General features: G+C 74.7%; 15 protein-coding genes. 5 read left to right on the forward strand and 10 right to left on the reverse strand.

Annotated features, from left to right (window positions below; translation table 11 throughout):
* Positions 1–40 precede the first annotated feature (40 nt).
* The 6 genes from dhaM to ileS all read right to left on the reverse strand — a co-directional run bounded on the left by dhaM (position 41) and on the right by ileS (position 8,038).
* Positions 41–730: a dihydroxyacetone kinase phosphoryl donor subunit DhaM gene (gene dhaM, locus ABZ493_RS04990; protein ID WP_430581068.1), complete on the reverse strand. Its 690-nt coding sequence runs from the start codon at positions 728–730 to the stop codon at positions 41–43.
* Positions 727–1,434: a dihydroxyacetone kinase subunit DhaL gene (gene dhaL, locus ABZ493_RS04995; RefSeq protein ID WP_430581069.1), complete on the reverse strand. Its 708-nt coding sequence runs from the start codon at positions 1,432–1,434 to the stop codon at positions 727–729. The genes dhaM and dhaL overlap by 4 nt, the downstream gene beginning before the upstream one ends.
* A 41-nt stretch (positions 1,435–1,475) precedes the next feature.
* Positions 1,476–2,471: a dihydroxyacetone kinase subunit DhaK gene (gene dhaK, locus ABZ493_RS05000; RefSeq protein WP_430581070.1), complete on the reverse strand. Its 996-nt coding sequence runs from the start codon at positions 2,469–2,471 to the stop codon at positions 1,476–1,478.
* Positions 2,472–2,614: 143 nt separating this feature from the next.
* Positions 2,615–3,958 (reverse strand): folylpolyglutamate synthase/dihydrofolate synthase family protein, encoded by a 1,344-nt coding sequence (locus ABZ493_RS05005; RefSeq protein WP_430581137.1) that lies wholly within the window; start codon positions 3,956–3,958, stop codon positions 2,615–2,617.
* 102 nt (positions 3,959–4,060) lie between these two features.
* Complete coding sequence (locus tag ABZ493_RS05010) at positions 4,061–4,576, reverse strand: nitroreductase/quinone reductase family protein (RefSeq protein ID WP_430581071.1); 516 nt, start codon at positions 4,574–4,576, stop codon at positions 4,061–4,063.
* A 144-nt stretch (positions 4,577–4,720) separates the two neighbouring features.
* Positions 4,721–8,038, reverse strand: coding sequence for an isoleucine--tRNA ligase (gene ileS / locus ABZ493_RS05015; RefSeq protein WP_430581072.1), 3,318 nt, complete (start codon positions 8,036–8,038; stop codon positions 4,721–4,723).
* Positions 8,039–8,369: 331 nt separating this feature from the next.
* On the opposite strand from ileS, the gene ABZ493_RS05020 reads away from it, so the two are divergent.
* From ABZ493_RS05020 to ABZ493_RS05030, 3 genes are all read left to right on the forward strand, one after another.
* Complete coding sequence (locus tag ABZ493_RS05020) at positions 8,370–8,726, forward strand: DUF1801 domain-containing protein (RefSeq protein WP_430581073.1); 357 nt, start codon at positions 8,370–8,372, stop codon at positions 8,724–8,726.
* A 96-nt stretch (positions 8,727–8,822) separates the two neighbouring features.
* Positions 8,823–9,569, forward strand: coding sequence for an aminoglycoside phosphotransferase family protein (locus tag ABZ493_RS05025; RefSeq protein WP_430581074.1), 747 nt, complete (start codon positions 8,823–8,825; stop codon positions 9,567–9,569).
* Positions 9,570–9,573: 4 nt separating this feature from the next.
* On the forward strand, positions 9,574–9,885 hold the full coding sequence (locus ABZ493_RS05030) for a hypothetical protein (protein ID WP_430581075.1): 312 nt from the start codon (positions 9,574–9,576) through the stop codon (positions 9,883–9,885).
* A gap of 7 nt (positions 9,886–9,892) precedes the next feature.
* On the opposite strand, the gene ABZ493_RS05035 is transcribed toward ABZ493_RS05030, so the two are convergent.
* Positions 9,893–10,468 (reverse strand): N-acetyltransferase, encoded by a 576-nt coding sequence (locus ABZ493_RS05035; protein WP_430581076.1) that lies wholly within the window; start codon positions 10,466–10,468, stop codon positions 9,893–9,895.
* Positions 10,469–10,554: 86 nt separating this feature from the next.
* Between ABZ493_RS05035 and ABZ493_RS05040 the strand changes: the two genes are divergently transcribed.
* Together ABZ493_RS05040 and ABZ493_RS05045 are read left to right on the forward strand one after the other, a co-directional pair.
* Positions 10,555–11,157 carry a YdcF family protein gene (locus tag ABZ493_RS05040; RefSeq protein ID WP_430581077.1) on the forward strand — a complete coding sequence of 201 codons (603 nt, stop codon included), beginning with the start codon at positions 10,555–10,557 and terminating at the stop codon, positions 11,155–11,157.
* A 31-nt stretch (positions 11,158–11,188) separates the two neighbouring features.
* Entirely contained in the window at positions 11,189–11,830 is a 642-nt protein-coding gene (locus ABZ493_RS05045; RefSeq protein WP_430581078.1) for a LysE family translocator, read from the forward strand.
* 13 nt (positions 11,831–11,843) lie between these two features.
* Here ABZ493_RS05045 and ABZ493_RS05050 read toward each other — a convergent pair whose 3' ends face one another.
* The 3 genes from ABZ493_RS05050 to ABZ493_RS05060 all read right to left on the reverse strand — a co-directional run bounded on the left by ABZ493_RS05050 (position 11,844) and on the right by ABZ493_RS05060 (position 14,855).
* On the reverse strand, positions 11,844–13,469 hold the full coding sequence (locus ABZ493_RS05050; RefSeq protein ID WP_430581079.1) for a molybdopterin-dependent oxidoreductase: 1,626 nt from the start codon (positions 13,467–13,469) through the stop codon (positions 11,844–11,846).
* Positions 13,470–13,574: 105 nt separating this feature from the next.
* Positions 13,575–14,132 (reverse strand): hypothetical protein, encoded by a 558-nt coding sequence (locus ABZ493_RS05055; RefSeq protein WP_430581080.1) that lies wholly within the window; start codon positions 14,130–14,132, stop codon positions 13,575–13,577.
* A gap of 30 nt (positions 14,133–14,162) precedes the next feature.
* Positions 14,163–14,855 (reverse strand): helix-turn-helix domain-containing protein, encoded by a 693-nt coding sequence (locus ABZ493_RS05060; RefSeq protein WP_430581081.1) that lies wholly within the window; start codon positions 14,853–14,855, stop codon positions 14,163–14,165.
* Positions 14,856–14,883 lie beyond the last annotated feature (28 nt).

Raw genomic sequence — 14,883 nt, forward strand, 5'->3', positions numbered from 1 at the left:
ACTGCAATATTGCACCAGGTGCAATTTCCTGTGAGCGTGGTCACACCTCGCCGAACCCGCCCTCGATCAGCCCGACGACGGTGGCCACGGCGTCGCGCGCGTCCGCCCCGTGCGCGGACACCTCGACCTCGGTGCCCGCGGCGGTGCCGAGCGCCATGAGCTGCAGCACGCTCGTCGCGTCCACGCCCTGCAGGGTGACCGGCCCGCCGAACGCCGCCGCGGCCCGCGCCACCACCGCCGCCGGGCGGGCGTGCAGGCCCAGCGGGTTGCGGACCACGACCCGCGCCGAGACCGTCTCGCCGCCCGCGGCCCCGGCGGCCGCCGGTGCCGCGCCGGGAGCCGGAGCAGCGGGTGCGCCCGCCGCCTCGGCGGCGACGAGGACCGCATCCAGGCCGGCGCCCTGCTGCGCCGCCACCGCCGCGGCGACCGCGCCCTCGACGAACGGCGCGTCGGCGAGACGCACCCGGCCGGCCAGATCGTCGTCGAGCTCGAGCGCCGTCTCGACCGTCAGCACGGCGGACCCCAGGTCGGCCAGCACGACGACGCCGTCGACGCGCGGCAGCGCGCGCCCGAGGGCGTCCTGCACGACCTCCAGCGACGTGCCCAGACCGCCCTCGCCGTCGCCCGCCCCGCTCTCCAGGACGACGTCCGGCGCCATCTCGCGGGCCAGCTCGACCGCCCCCTCGGCGAGCCGCGCCGAGTGGGAGACCAGCAGCAGCCCGACGCTCACTCCCCGACCGCCTCCGCCTCGCCGGCCGTGGCATCGGCCGTGGCATCGGCCGTGGCATCGGTCGTGGCATTGAGCGCCGCGTCGAGCGCCGCACGCAGCACCAGCGCCGTCGAACGGGCGCCCGGGTCCTCGTGGCCGGCGCTCCGCTCCCCCAGGTAGGACGCGCGGCCCTTGGTCGCCACGAGCGGGATGGTGCCTGTCGCGCCGGCGTCGGCCGCGTCGGCGGCCGCCCGCAGCACCTCGACCGGCTCCTGGCCGGCGTCCGCGGCGGCGGTGGCCGCGTCGACGGCGGGGGCGAGGGCGTCGACCATCGTCTTCTCCCCCACCTGCGCCTTGCCCCGCGACGTCACGCCCTCGAGCGCGGCGTCGAGCAGGACGACGACGCCGGACCCGTCGACGCTGGGGCGGGCCGACCGTTTCGCCGCCCGCAGGAACGCCGTCCCGTACAGCGGGCCGGAGGCGCCGCCGACCTTCGACATCAGGGTGGTCGCGACGAGCATCAGCACGTCGCCCACCTCCGCGCGCTCCGCCGCGCCCGGATCGTCCAGCTTGGCGAGCACGGCCTGGAACCCGCGGTGCAGGTTCTCCCCGTGGTCGCCGTCCCCGATCTGCCGGTCGAGCTCCGTGAGCTCGTCCTTCGACCCCGCCACGACGTCGGCGGTGCGCCGCACCCAACGCTCCGCCCATGCCACGTCGAGCCCCATGACCGCACGCCTCCTCGCCTCGGGGCGCCCCGCGGCGCCCGTCACCAGTGCAACGCCGCCGTGCGCACCGGCGCGTCCCACAGCTCCCGCAGCTCGTCGTCCAGCCGCAGCACCGTGATCGACGCGCCCTGCATCTCCAGCGACGTCACGTAGTTGCCCACGAGCGACCGGGAGACGGTGACACCGCGCTCCTCGAGCAGCCCGCGCGCTCGACCATAGACGACGTAGAGCTCGGACAGCGGGGTGCCGCCCATGCCGTTGACGAACAGCAGCACGTCGTCGCCGTCGGCCAGGCGGAGGTCGTCGGCGACCGGGTCGAGGAGGCTGCGCGTGATCTCGGTGGCGCCCGCGAAGGGGATGCGGTGCCGGCCGGGTTCGCCGTGGATGCCGATGCCGATCTCGACCTCGTCGTCGGGCAGGTCGAAGGACGGCTTGCCGACGTGCGGCACCGTGCACGCCGTGAGCGCGACGCCCATGCTGCGCACGTTCGCCACCACCCGTCCGGCGATCTCGGTGACGGCGCCCAGGTCGTCGCCGCGCGCCGCGGCCGCGCCCGCGATCTTCTCCACGCAGACCGTGCCCGCGACGCCGCGGCGGCCCGCGGTGTACAGGGAGTCCTCGACGGCGACGTCGTCGTTGACGAGGATCGTCGCCACCTGCGACCCCTCCGCCTCGACGAGCTCCACGGCGGTCTCGAAGTTGAGCACGTCGCCCGTGTAGTTCTTCACGATCGCGACGACGCCGGCGCCCGTGTCCGCGCCCAGGATCGCCGGGACGATCTGGTCCGGTGTGGGCGACGTGAACACCGCGCCCGGCACGGCGGCGTCGAGCATCCCGTCGCCGACGAACCCGGCGTGCAGCGGCTCGTGCCCGGAGCCGCCGCCGCTGACCAGTCCGACCTTGCCGGGGACGGGCCCGCCGGCACGGGAGACGTACACGGGCTCGTCGTGCACGTCGACCAGGTCGGCGTGGGCGAGCCCGAATCCCGCGAGCGAGTCGGTCACCGCGTCCGCGGGGTCGTCGAGCAGCTTCTTCATGTCGTGCCTCCTCGCCTGGCACCGCCGTGCACCGCGGCGGCCTGCCTCCCCATCCAACACCCGGGTCGCACGCCACGCAGCACCCCCAGGGGGTGTCGAGCGGGTGATCGTGCGCGCGCCCTCCCGACGTCCCGGAGGGCCCGTCAGCCGCGGCCGAGCAGGATCCGGGCGTCGGCGACCGTGATGACCGAGCCGGTGACGAGCACGCCGCGGCCGGTGCCGACGCCCACCTGGTCGCCGCTCTCGGCGAGGTCGGCCGCCACCTGCAGCGCCTCGTCGAGGCGCGCGGTGGTGCGCACCCGGTCCTCGCCGAAGATCTCCTGCGCCACCTCCAGCAGGTCCTCGGGGTCGGCGGAGCGCGCCGAGGAGTTCTTGGTGAGCACCACCTCGGTGAGCGCCGGCTCGAGGGTCGCGAGCAGCCCCTCGGCGTCCTTGTCGGCCATCACCGCGACGACGCCGACCAGGCGGGGCAGGTCGAACTCCTCGTCGAGCGCGTCCACGAGCGCCTGCGCGCCGTGCGGGTTGTGCGCCGCGTCCACCAGCACGGTCGGGCTGGAGCGCACCACCTCGAGCCGTCCCGGCACGACGACGTCGGCGAACGCCGTCTCCACCACCCCGCCGTCGAGCGCCCGGCCGCCGAGCAGCGCCTCCACGGCGGCGAGCGCGAGGAGCGCGTTGTGCGCCTGGTACGCGCCGTGCAACGGCACCAGCACCTCGGTGTAGAGGCCGGCGGGGGTGCGCAGGTCGACGAGCTGCCCGCCGACGGCGACGCGGCGGCCGGCGACCTCGAGCTCCACGCCCTCGCGCAGCAGGTGCGCCGACACCTCCGCGGCGCGCTCGCGCAGGATCTCGTCGACCACGACCTCCTGCTCCGCGCTGACGACGGTCGCGCGCTCCTTGACGATCCCCGACTTCTCGGTCGCGATCTCCGCGAGCGTGGAGCCCAGCCAGCGCTCGTGGTCGATGCCGACCGGGGTCAGCACGGCGACCTCGCCGTCGATCACGTTGGTCGAGTCCCAGCGGCCGCCCATGCCGACCTCCACCACCGCGACGTCCACCGGGGCGTCCGCGAAGGCGGCGATCGCCATCACCGTAAGGACCTCGAAGAAGCTGAGGCGGGGGCCGCCCGCCTCCTGCGACTCGCGATCGACCACGCCGATGTACGGCGCGACGTCCTCGAACACCTCGACGAACCGGGCGGCGCTCAGCGGCTCACCGTCCACCTGGATGCGCTCGGTGACGCTCGTGAGGTGGGGCGAGGTGAACAGGCCGGTGCGCAGCCCGTGCTCGCGCACCAGGCGCTCCGTCATCCGCGCCGTCGACGACTTGCCGTTGGTCCCGGTGAGGTGGATCGCGCGGAACGCGTGCTGCGGGTCTCCGAGGAGCTCGAGGACGCGCCGCACGCGGTCGAGCGTGGGGTCGATGTCGTGCTCCGGCGCCCGCGACATGATCTCCGCGTAGACCTCGCGCAGCGACTCCTGTGCCACGGCGTCCTCCGCCGCCGCGCGGGCGGCCTGGCGCTCGGCGGCACGGGCCTTGCGCACGGCGGACGAGGACTTCTTGTCAGGCTCGGCGTTCACGTGCCGAGGTTACGCGACGGGGTCCGGCCGGACACCACGCGGTAGTGCCTCCCGCGGCGCGAGCACCACGACAGGGGTCTCGCCGGCCCGGTGCGCGGCGAACCGGTCGATCTCGCCCCAGCCCTGGTGCCTGCCGACGAGCGCCCACAGCCGGTCGCGCTCGGCCCCCTCCGCCGCCGCCCCGTGGACCGCCCGCAGGCCGTCGACGGTGTCCACGACGGCGTCCGGGTGCGCGCGCAGGTTGAGCCACCACGCCGGCGGCGGGTCGCCCCAGCCGTTCATCGCCAGGGTCACGTACCGGCCGTCGTCCTCGACGTACCCGAGGATGACGGCGCGCTCCTCGCCGCTGCGACGCCCGACGACGCGCAGCCGCAGCATGCCGAACTTGCCGCCCGGGGTGGGGCGGCGCAGGGGCCACCGGCCGCCGCTGATGCGGTAGCCGGCGCGCTGGACCGCCCACGCCGAGCGGACGAACCAGCGCGGCGGGACGAAGGGGCGCTTCTCGGGGGCGGGTGTCGCGGCCATGCGAACTCCTCGCAGGGGTCGGCGCCGACGCGCCGGGGAGCACCAGGGTAGTCGGCCGCACGGGGGCCGCCCAGGCCCGAGCGTCTCTGTCGGTCAGGATTCCGGGGGTGAATCCTGACCGACAGAGACGCTCGGCTGGCGGGGTCAGCGCTTCGCGACCCGGACGACGCGCTCGCCGTCGCCCGCCGTCACGGCGAGGTCGACCGCGAGGGTCTCGCGGGCGATGAGCTCGCGGTGCGCCTCCACCGCGGCGACGTGCTCGGCGGGGACGTCGAGCTCCAGCGCGATGCGGTCGCTCACCTCCAGGCCGGCGGCCTTGCGCGCGTCCTGCACGTCGCGGACGACGTCGCGGGCGTAGCCCTCGGCGCGCAGCGCGTCGTCCAGCGCGAGGTCCAGGACGACGAACCCGCCGCCGGGCAGCACGGACGCGGCGACGTGCTCGCCGGCCGCGTCGCCCACCACGGTCGTGAGCTCGTACTCGGGCGCCAGCAGCGGCTCGTCCCCGGCGTCCGTCGTGACGACGACGGTGCCGTCGTCCTCCCGGCGCCAGGCGCCCGCCTTCGCCGCCTTGATGACCGCCTGCACGCCGCGCCCCAGGCGCGGGCCGGCGGCCCGGGCGTTGACCGCGAGCCGCTCGGTGATGCCGAACCGCTCGGACGCGTCGGCGTCCGCCTCGACGAGGTCGACCGCCTTGACGTTGAGCTCCGACGTCAGCAGTCCCACGTAGTCCGCGAGCGCGGCCGGGTCCGGCACGGCGACCGTGAGACGGGCCAGCGGCTGGCGCACGCGCAGCTGGTTCGCCTTGCGCAGCGCGAGCGCGCTGGACACGACGGCGCGCACCTCGTCCATCGCGGCGACGAGCTCGTCGTCGCGCACGAGGGCGGGGTCCACGACGACGTCCCCGCCGTCGGCCACCGCCGGCCAGTCCGTGAGGTGCACGGAGCGGCCGCCGGTGAGCCCACGCCAGACCTCCTCGGAGAGCAGCGGCGCCAGCGGCGCCATGACGCGGGTCAGCGTCTCGAGCGCCGTGTACAGCGTGTCGAAGGCGTCGTCGTCCTCGGCCCAGAACCGGTCGCGCTGGGTGCGCACGTACCAGTTGGTCAGGACGTCGAGGTGCTCGCGCACGGACTCGCAGGCGCCGGAGATGTCGTAGGCGTCGAGCTGCGAGGTGACCTTCGCGACGAGGTCGTGGGTGCGCGCCAGCAGGTACCGGTCGAGGGCGGGCAGGCCGGGGACGCGCTCTGCGGTGACGAGCTTGGCGGTGTACCCCTGCCCGTCCGCCGCGCTGTTCGCGTACAGGGTGAAGAAGTAGTACGTGCTCCACAGCGGCAGCAGCACCTGCCGCACCGCGTCGCGGATGCCCTCCTCCGTGACGACGAGGTTGCCGCCGCGCAGGATCGGGCTGGCCATGAGGAACCAGCGCATCGCGTCGGAGCCGTCACGGTCGAAGACCTCGGAGACGTCCGGGTAGTTGCGCAGCGACTTGCTCATCTTGCGCCCGTCGGAGCCCAGCACGATGCCGTGCGAGACGGCGGTGCGGAACGCCGGCCGGTCGAACAGCGCCGTGGCGAGCACGTGCAGCAGGTAGAACCAGCCGCGGGTCTGGCCGATGTACTCGACGATGAAGTCGCCCGGGTAGTGGTGCTCGAACCAGTCCGCGTTCTCGAACGGGTAGTGCACCTGCGCGTACGGCATGGAGCCGGAGTCCATCCACACGTCCATGACGTCCTCGACGCGGCGCATCGTGGACTTCCCCGTCGGGTCGTCGGGGTTGGGGCGGGTCAGCTCGTCGACGAACGGGCGGTGCAGGTCCGGCTCGCCGTCGGGGCCGAGCGGCAGGCGGCCGAAGTCGCGCTCGATCTCCGCCAGCGAGCCGTACACGTCGAGGCGCGGGTACGCGGGGTCGTCGCTCTTCCACACCGGCACCGGGGAGCCCCAGAAGCGGTTGCGGCTCAGGGACCAGTCGCGGGCGTTCGCGAGCCACTTGCCGAACTGGCCGTCCTTGATGTGCTCCGGCGTCCAGGAGATCTCCTGGTTGAGCTCCACCATCCGGTCCTTGAACTTCGTCACCTCGACGAACCACGACGAGACGCCCATGTACATCAGCGGCTGCCGGCAGCGCCAGCAGTGCGGGTAGGAGTGGGCGTACGACTCGCGGCGCAGCAGCACCGTGCCGGCGGTGACGGACCCGGCGTCGACCTCCCCGCGGGTGCGTGCCTTGAGGTGGTCGATGATCGGCAGGTTCGCGTCGAAGACCTGCAGCCCGGCGTACTCGTCGACCGGGTGCGTGAACTTGCCGTCCGCGCCCACGGGCATGACGGAGGCGACGCCCTCGCGGTCGCAGACGACCTTGTCGTCCTCGCCGAACGCGCCGGCGCTGTGCACCAGGCCGGTGCCGTCCGTCGTCGTGACGAAGTCCGCCTCGACCACGCGGTGCGCGCGCTCACGGCCCTCGTAGTAGGAGAACGGCGGCACGTAGGAGGTCTGCAGCAGCTCGCGGCCGGTGAGGCGCCCGACGACGCGCGGGGCGTCCTCGCCCTCGTCCGTGAGCTCGCGGGCGTACGCGTCCACGCGGGCCGCGGCGAGCACGTACCGCTGCGGCGTGCCCGTGAACGACGACTCGACGACGGCGTAGTCGATGTCCTCGCCGACCATGACGAGCAGGTTGGAGGGCAGCGTCCACGGCGTGGTGGTCCAGACGAGGAGCTTGTCCCCGGGGCGCACGACGTCCTGCCCGGCCGGCACGGTCGCGACGTCGAAGCCGACGGTCACGGCCGGGTCCTGGCGCGTCTGGTAGACGTCGTCGTCCATGCGCAGCTCGTGGTTGGACAGCGGCGTCTGGTCGTTCCAGCAGTACGGCAGCACGCGGAAGTCCTCGTACACGAGGCCCGCGTCGTAGAGCTTCTTGAAGCCCCACAGCACCGACTCCATGTAGGTGACGTTGAGCGTCTTGTAGTCGTGGTCGAAGTCGACCCAGCGCGCCTGGCGGGTGACGTAGTCGCGCCACTCGGACGTGTACTTCAGCACCGACGAGCGGCAGGCGGCGTTGAACTTCTCGATGCCGAGCTCGAGGATCTCGTCCTTGGTCTTGATGCCGAGCTGGCTCATCGCCTCGAGCTCGGCGGGCAGGCCGTGCGTGTCCCAGCCGAACCGGCGCTCCACGTGCTTGCCGCGCATCGTCTGGTAGCGCGGGACGACGTCCTTGGCGTACCCGGTGAGCAGGTGGCCGTAGTGGGGCAGGCCGTTGGCGAACGGCGGACCGTCGTAGAAGACGAACTCGTTGCTGCCGTTCTCCCCGGCCGGGTTCTTCGCGACGGACGCGCGGAACGTGTCGTCGGCGGCCCAGAAGTCCAGGACCTCGCGCTCGATCGCCGGCAGGTCCGGGGACGCCGGGACGCCGGCGATGCCGAAGGCGGCGCCCTGCTGGGGCTGGTCGGACGAACGGTGCTGCGGATAGGCCATGGGTGGGCTCCTGTGCGAACGAGCTGGTTGGTGGTACGGGTCGACGTCGCTGCTGCCGTGCGAGGACGACGCCCCCGCCCCGAAGGACGCGGGTACCGCGGTACCACCCCGCTTGCGGACGCCGATCGCGCTGGCGCCCGCCGCTCGTTCACGGCTGTGACGGGCCTACCCGTCCGGTTCTACTAAGAGTGGGACCACTCGGTTCTTCCGGAGGCTCACCGGTGATGGCCGGGTCGATGCCTGTACGTCCATGGTATCCAGCCGCGCAAGCCCGAGCGTCATTACGGTGAGGGTGTCCCCGGCCCTGACAGAAGCGGGAGCAAGCAGACCCATGACGACGGCAGCCGATCACGACAGCTACATCGCCGCAGCGCCTGAGCCCTTTCAGCCCTCGCTGAAGCATCTGCGCGCGCTCCTGGCGAGCGCCCTTCCCGACGCGGAGGAGATAGTGGCCTACGACATGCCGGGCTTCAGGATCGGCGGCTCGGTCGTCGCGAGCTATGCCGCCTTCAGCAGGCAGTGCGGTCTCTACCTCCTTCCCCGCGCCGTCGCCGCGCACGCCGGCGAGATCGCGGCCGTGGGCCTCAAGGCGACCAAGACCGGCATCACCTTCACGCCGCGCAAGCCGATCCCGGACGACCTCGTCGAGCGGCTGGCGCTGGCGTCACGAGCGGAAGCACGGCCCTGACGCCGCGAGCCGCATCCGGTGCGGTGCTCTGACCCGTCACGGCCCACGGCGAAAATCCCGGGCGGCGTCGCTGCAGTTCCGGGCAGGCTGGCCGGTATGGACGAGGTGGAGGTCGTCGTAGCCCACAGCCAGCGCGCGACGCTGCGCGTGGGCGACGTGTTCCTGAAGGTCGACGGCGACCCAGGGCACGCCGAGCGCGAGGCGCGGGCGATGGCCCTGGCGCCGGTCCCGACCCCGGAGGTCCTGTGGCGCGAGCCGCCCGTCCTCGCGCTCGCCGCCGTGCCGGGCGAGGCCCTCGGCGTCCTGGGCGAGCCGTCACCCCGGTCGCCGGCGGCGTGGGCGGCGGCAGGTGCGGCCGTCCGGCGGCTGCACGACGCGCCGCTGCCGCCGTGGCCGGGACGCAGCCTCGACGACGTGGCGGCCGAGCTCGACCGCGAGTGCGCGTGGCTGCTCGCCCACGACGTCGTGCCCGCCGAGGTGGTCCGGAAGAACCGTGCGATCGCCGAGGCCGCGCTACGGCCGTGGACGGCGGCGTTCGTCCACGGCGACCTGCAGCTCACGCACGTCTTCGTGGACGGCGACAAGGTCACCGGCGTCATCGACTGGTCCGAGGCCGCCCCCGGCGACGCCATGTTCGACCTGGCCATCCTGACGCTCGGGCACGAGGAGCACCTGGACGACGTGCTCGCCGGCTATGGCCCGGGCGCCGACCGGGCCGTCATCCGCGCGTGGTGGTCGCTGCGCAGCCTGACGGCGTCGCGCTGGCTGATCGAGCACGGCTTCGACCCGGACGCACCGGGAGCCGAGCTCGACGTGCTCCGAGCCAGGATGCGGGAGTCTTAGCAGCATGGACGTCGAACGCCCCCAGGTGGTGTGCCTGTGCGGCTCGCTGCGATTCCGCGACCTGTTCGAGGCGGAGCGACGTCGGCTGACGGCCCAGGGGGTGATCGTGCTCGGCCCCGAGGCGATCGACGACGAGCTGACGCCCATCAGGCGCGAGGCTCTGGGCGAGCTGCACCTCCGTCGGATCGACCTGGCGGACGAGGTCCGGGTGGTGAGCGTCGGCGGCTACGTCGGCACCTCGACGCGCCGCGAGATCGGGTACGCCCGGGCGCGGGGCACGGCCATCAGCTCGGTGGAGCCGATCCTCGGGCTGTGACCCCGCCTCACGCGGGGGCGTCGGCCGCCATCGCCTCGAGCGCGGCGAAGGGCGCGGGGCTCGCGAACGGTCCGCGCAGGGACGGCTCGTACGCGGCGAGCGGCCGCGCCTGGAAGAACCCCGCCAGCGCGGGGTCGTCCGGCTCGACGCCCAGCTCGGGAGCAGGCACGAACCCGAAACGGGAGTAGTAGGCCGGGTCGCCGACGAGCACCACGAGCGGCTCCCCCCACGCATCGGCGGCGCCGAGCACCGTGTGCACCAGCGCGGACCCGACGCCGCTGCCCTGGTGCTCGGGATGCACGCTCAGCGGCCCGAGCACGAGCGCGGGCGCGTCGCCCACGCGGGCCCGCGTGCACACCACGTGCCCGACGACGTCGTCCCCCGTGCCGTCCCCCGCGCAGGCCACGAACGCGAGCTCCGGGATCCAGCACGGGTCCGCCCGCAGGAGGCCGACGAGCGTCGCCTCGCCGGGCGCGCCGTCCGGTTCGACGGGCGGCGCCGAGTACGGCGCGCCCGCGAAGGCGGCGGCGGTGACGGCCCGGACTGCGGCGACGTCGGACGGGAGCTCTCGCCGGATCAGCATGCGCCGATGGTGGCACCGGCCCGCCGTCGCCGTCTCCGGTTTTCCCGCGTCCGCCGCGGCGGACGTCACGGTCTACAGTCCCTCGCATGCGCCGCGGACCGATCGTCGCCCTCGCCGGGGCCTCCGTGCTCGCCGCCGCGCTGGCCTGGAGCGAGTGGCTGAACCGGCGCTGGTCGCGCTCCCTCGTGGCCGACGCCGCCGGCCCGACGCAGGCCGTCGTCGTCCTGGGGTTCCGCAACCCCGGTGCTGCGGCGAACGTCGTCAACCGCTGGCGGGTGCGCGCGGCGCTGCGGTCGATCGACCCGTCGGCACGCGCGCGGCTCGTGCTCAGCGGGGGCGTGACGACGACGTCCGGCAGATCCGAGGCCCGGGTCCTGGCCGACCACGCCGTCGGCGTGCTGGGCTACGACGGTCCGGTCGTGCTCGAGGAGGAGAGCCGGACGACGTGGGAGAACGTCGCCCGGGTGCTCCCGCTGGTCGAGGACGCCGACCGCATCACGTTCGTGTCCCAGCCGGCGCACGCGCTGAAGGCGCGCGTGTACGTCGCGCGCCAGCGCCCCGACCTGGTCGGTCGCCTGACGCGCGGCGCCGACCACCGCTGGGGCGAGTGGCTGCCGCTCAAGCCGGCCCTCGCCGCGTACGGGCTGTGGACGCTGCGGGGCGTCCGCCGCGACCTGCGCCGGCGGTGACGCCGCGCCGTCCGGCTCGTATCGTGACGCCGTGACCGTCCTCCAGGCGCTGCTCGCCTTCGCGCTCGTCGCGGGCCTCCTGACCCTTGTCCCCGGCCTCGACACGGCGCTCGTGCTGCGCAGCACCGTGACCCGCTCGCGCTCGCACGGCTTCGCCGCGCTGGGCGGCATCCAGGTCGGCACCCTCGTGTGGGGCGCCGCCGCCGCGGGCGGCGCGGCGGCGCTGCTCGCCGCCAGCCAGACCGCGTACCGCGTGCTCACCCTGGCGGGCGCGGCGTACATGGTGTGGATGGGGGCGTCGATGCTCTGGCGCTCCTTCCGCGAGCCGCGCGACGGCGCCGCCGAGGTGGACGCGCCGCTGCCGACGGGCGGCCGCTGGCGCGACTTCGGCCTGGGGCTCAGCACCAACCTCATGAACCCGAAGGTCGGCGTCTTCTACGTCGCGGCCATCCCCCAGTTCGTGCCCGACGGCGTCAACCCGCTGCTCATGGGGCTGCTGCTCGCCCTGGTGCACTGCGTGCTCGGGACGGCCTGGCTGTCGCTCGTCGTCCTCGGGGCGGGCTGGTTCGGGCCCTGGCTGCGCCGCTCCGGCGCCGTGCGGTGGGTCGACCGTGTCACCGGCGGGGTGCTCATGCTGTTCGGCGCGCGCCTTGCGGCGACCGCGCGGGTCTGAGGAACCCCGGCCGTCAGGTGATCGTCAGCTCGATGGTGTGCCAGCCGGTGGCGCCGTCGGGCGCGGGCGGCGCCTCCGCCTCGACCTGGAGGTTCCCGTCGGCGTCCGTCGCGCGCACGGCGACGAGGTGGTCGCCCGGCGTCGCGTCCCAGTCCAGGCGCCACTGGCGCCACGTGTCCGGACCGACGGTGTCGGCGAGGTCGGCCTCGACCCAGTCGCCGTCGTCCACCCGTACCTGGACGCGCTCGATGCCGGTGTGCTGCGCCCACGCGACGCCCGCGAGCGTCACCGCGCCGGCGGGCAGGTCGTCCCCCGGGCGCGGGACGTCGATGCGCGAGGACAGCTTGATCGGCCCCAGCGCCGACCAGCCGCGCGGCGTCCAGTAGCCCTGCTCGTCGGCGAACCGGGTGACCTTGAGCTCGGTGACCCACTTGGTGGCCGACACGTACCCGTACAGCCCGGGCACCACGAGGCGGGCGGGGAAGCCGTGCTCGGTGGGCAGCGGCTCGCCGTTCATCCCGACGGCGACGAGACAGTCGCGATCCTCCTCCTGCAGCACCTCCAGCGGCGTGCCCGCGGTGAAGCCGTCGGTGCTGCGGGAGAGCACCATGTCCGCGCCGCCCTGCGGCCTGGCCCGCTTCAGCAGCTCGCGCACGGGATAGCCGAGCCACAGCGCGTTGCCGATCAGGTCGCCGCCCACCTCGTTGGAGACGCACGCCAGGGTGACGTGATGCTCCTCGAGCGGGAGGGCGAGCAGGTCGTCCCAGGTGATCGTGAACGGCTCGTCCACGAGGCCGGTCACGGTGAGCGACCAGTCGTCGGGGTCCACCTGCGGCACGACCAGGGCCGTGTCGATGCGGTAGAACTCCGGGTTCGGCGTGACGTAGGGGGCGGCGCCCTCGACGCCGAGATCCGCGCCCGCGGGCACCGCGGGCGCGGTCGTCGCGGCCCGCGGCAGGCGGACCGCCTCGCGCGCCGCCGTCACCGCGCGGCCTCCGGCGGAGACCAGCCGCGAGACGCCGAGCACGACGACGGCGCCCGCCGCGGTGACGCCGGTCCACTGCAGGAAGCGGCGCCGGTCGATCGCGTACCGCCAGTCGGCGCCGGGCCGCTCGTCCTCGGCGAACCACTCCTCCACGCGGCGCAGCAACGCACTGAGCAGGGCGATCGCGGCCACCACCCCGAGCAGGCTCGGCAGCGCACACGCGAGGTTCGCCCCGGGGCGACCCGCGGCCACGACGGCCGCCACCACGCCCACGGCGCCGAGCAGGACGGCGCCCCACGGTGGGCGCCGTCGCTCGAGGAGGCCCGCGAGCGCCGCGCCCGCGAGGGAGACCACGCCCATCGTCGCGAGCAGCACGGCCTTGTCCGCCGTGCCGAACCACGACACCGCGAGGTCCTTCAGCCAGCCCGGGACGCCGTCGACCACCGCGCCGCCGACCGCCACGACCGGGCTCGACGCCGGGTCGACGAACGCCGCGACCAGCTCCGCCACGGCCAGCCCGGCCGCCGTCGCGACCACCCCGGCGAGCGCCGACCACCACCCGTCCCGCGGCCTCGGCTCGGGCGGGACCACCGACTCGAGGTCCCGCCCGACGGGGTCCGACGGGTCCCGCCCCGTCGGCGATGCGCTGCTCATGCCCTCAGCGTCCCACTCGACGGCCCCGCGCCGGCGGGAGGTGACGAGACCGTAAGGAACCTGGCGACCCGACCGGTCCCCGGGCCCGCCCGTGTCGCTCGAGACTCACGGGCGTGCCACGCCGTCCGGCGGCACGGGCGGGCCGGGGTCGGGCCATCCGCCCAGGTGCCCGAGCCACGCGACCGCGAGCCACGACCCCTCGACGCGGAGCTCCGTCCCGGGCCCCTCGAGCACGGCGGTGCAGCGCGTCTCGAGCGTCCACGGCCCATCCTCGTCCGGCGCGGCGTTCAGCGACCGGAGCGCCAGGGGCGAGCGGTCCAGCTCGACGTCGGCCGCCTCGCCGGGCAGCTCGACCCACGTCCGCGACCGCGCGGCCCACAGGCGCGCGCCCTCCGTGCCGGCGGGGAGCCAGGCGGCGGTCCCGCCGACGACGACGCACGGCAGCTCGGCGACGGGCTCGGCGGGGTCGCGCGGCACCCGCGGCGGCTCGTCGCCGAGGCTCGACACGTCGCCCGCCGGCGCGTTCCCGTTCGCGATCGACAGCGCGAGGTCGACGGCGGCCCGCACGAGGCCGGTCGCCGCGCCGGCGCTCTCCCGCACCCCGCGGCGCTGCCGTTTCGGCCGCCGCCACGAGATGGCGTCCTGGACCCGGGGAGTCGTCATGCCGTCGAAGGCTAGCGCCACCGACCGCCGTCACGCCCCCGCGGGAGCAGGCTCCGGCCGGGGCACGTGCGCGAACACCGACTGACCGAGCCAGCGCGGCACCCGGCGCCGCGCGCCCTCGGGCCCCTCGAGCACGACGTCGCGGGTGCGCAGCGCGCTCGCCCAGGTCACGTCGCCCCGCCAGAGCCGGGTGAGGGTGCGCAGCGGAGTCGTCACCACCACCGCCGTGTCGAAGCCGGGGTCGTCGTCGCACGCCTCGACCTGCCCGTCGCGTACGACGATCCACCACCGGGACACCCGCGGGGCCACGTCGGTGAGCACGATCGCCAGGACGGTGCGCTCGCGGGGCCAGGCGTCGACGTCGATCGTGCGGCGCATGTCCCACAGCAGCAGGTGCGGGTCGAGGTCGGCCTCCCCGAGCCCGCCGACCCAGCGCGTGCCCCAGGCCCCGAGCGCCTCGACGAGCGGCCGCAGCTCCTCGCCCGCGGGGGTGAGGAGGTAGCGGACGTGCCCCTCGGCGCCGGCACGTCGCACGATCCCCGCGCGCTCCAGCGTCCGCAGCCGCTTGGACAGCAGCGTGGGCGACATCTTCGGGTTGCCGCGCCGCAGCTCGTTGAACCGGGTGCTGCCGAGCAGCAGCTCCCGCACGACGAGCAGCGTCCACCGCTCGTCGAGCACCTCCATCGCCTTCGCGACGGGGCAGAACTGGCCGTAGCCCGCCATCCCCCCAGTGAACGCCCGCCGGGCGGCA

Origin of the sequence: Isoptericola sp. NPDC019482 (assembly GCF_040632295.1) — a bacterium.
Lineage (GTDB): Bacteria > Actinomycetota > Actinomycetes > Actinomycetales > Cellulomonadaceae > Isoptericola.

Excerpts from the sequence above, each read along its gene's own strand:
- dhaL (WP_430581069.1), bottom strand. The coding sequence starts at position 1,434 with ATGGGGCTCGACGTGGCATGGGCGGAGCGTTGGGTGCGGCGCACCGCC.
- dhaK (WP_430581070.1), bottom strand. The coding sequence starts at position 2,471 with ATGAAGAAGCTGCTCGACGACCCCGCGGACGCGGTGACCGACTCGCTC.
- ABZ493_RS05010 (WP_430581071.1), bottom strand. The coding sequence starts at position 4,576 with ATGGCCGCGACACCCGCCCCCGAGAAGCGCCCCTTCGTCCCGCCGCGC.
- ileS (WP_430581072.1), bottom strand. The coding sequence starts at position 8,038 with ATGGCCTATCCGCAGCACCGTTCGTCCGACCAGCCCCAGCAGGGCGCC.
- ABZ493_RS05020 (WP_430581073.1), top strand. The coding sequence starts at position 8,370 with ATGACGACGGCAGCCGATCACGACAGCTACATCGCCGCAGCGCCTGAG.
- ABZ493_RS05025 (WP_430581074.1), top strand. The coding sequence starts at position 8,823 with ATGGACGAGGTGGAGGTCGTCGTAGCCCACAGCCAGCGCGCGACGCTG.
- ABZ493_RS05030 (WP_430581075.1), top strand. The coding sequence starts at position 9,574 with ATGGACGTCGAACGCCCCCAGGTGGTGTGCCTGTGCGGCTCGCTGCGA.
- ABZ493_RS05035 (WP_430581076.1), bottom strand. The coding sequence starts at position 10,468 with ATGCTGATCCGGCGAGAGCTCCCGTCCGACGTCGCCGCAGTCCGGGCC.
- ABZ493_RS05040 (WP_430581077.1), top strand. The coding sequence starts at position 10,555 with ATGCGCCGCGGACCGATCGTCGCCCTCGCCGGGGCCTCCGTGCTCGCC.
- ABZ493_RS05050 (WP_430581079.1), bottom strand. The coding sequence starts at position 13,469 with ATGAGCAGCGCATCGCCGACGGGGCGGGACCCGTCGGACCCCGTCGGG.
- ABZ493_RS05055 (WP_430581080.1), bottom strand. The coding sequence starts at position 14,132 with ATGACGACTCCCCGGGTCCAGGACGCCATCTCGTGGCGGCGGCCGAAA.
- ABZ493_RS05060 (WP_430581081.1), bottom strand. The coding sequence starts at position 14,855 with ATGGCGGGCTACGGCCAGTTCTGCCCCGTCGCGAAGGCGATGGAGGTG.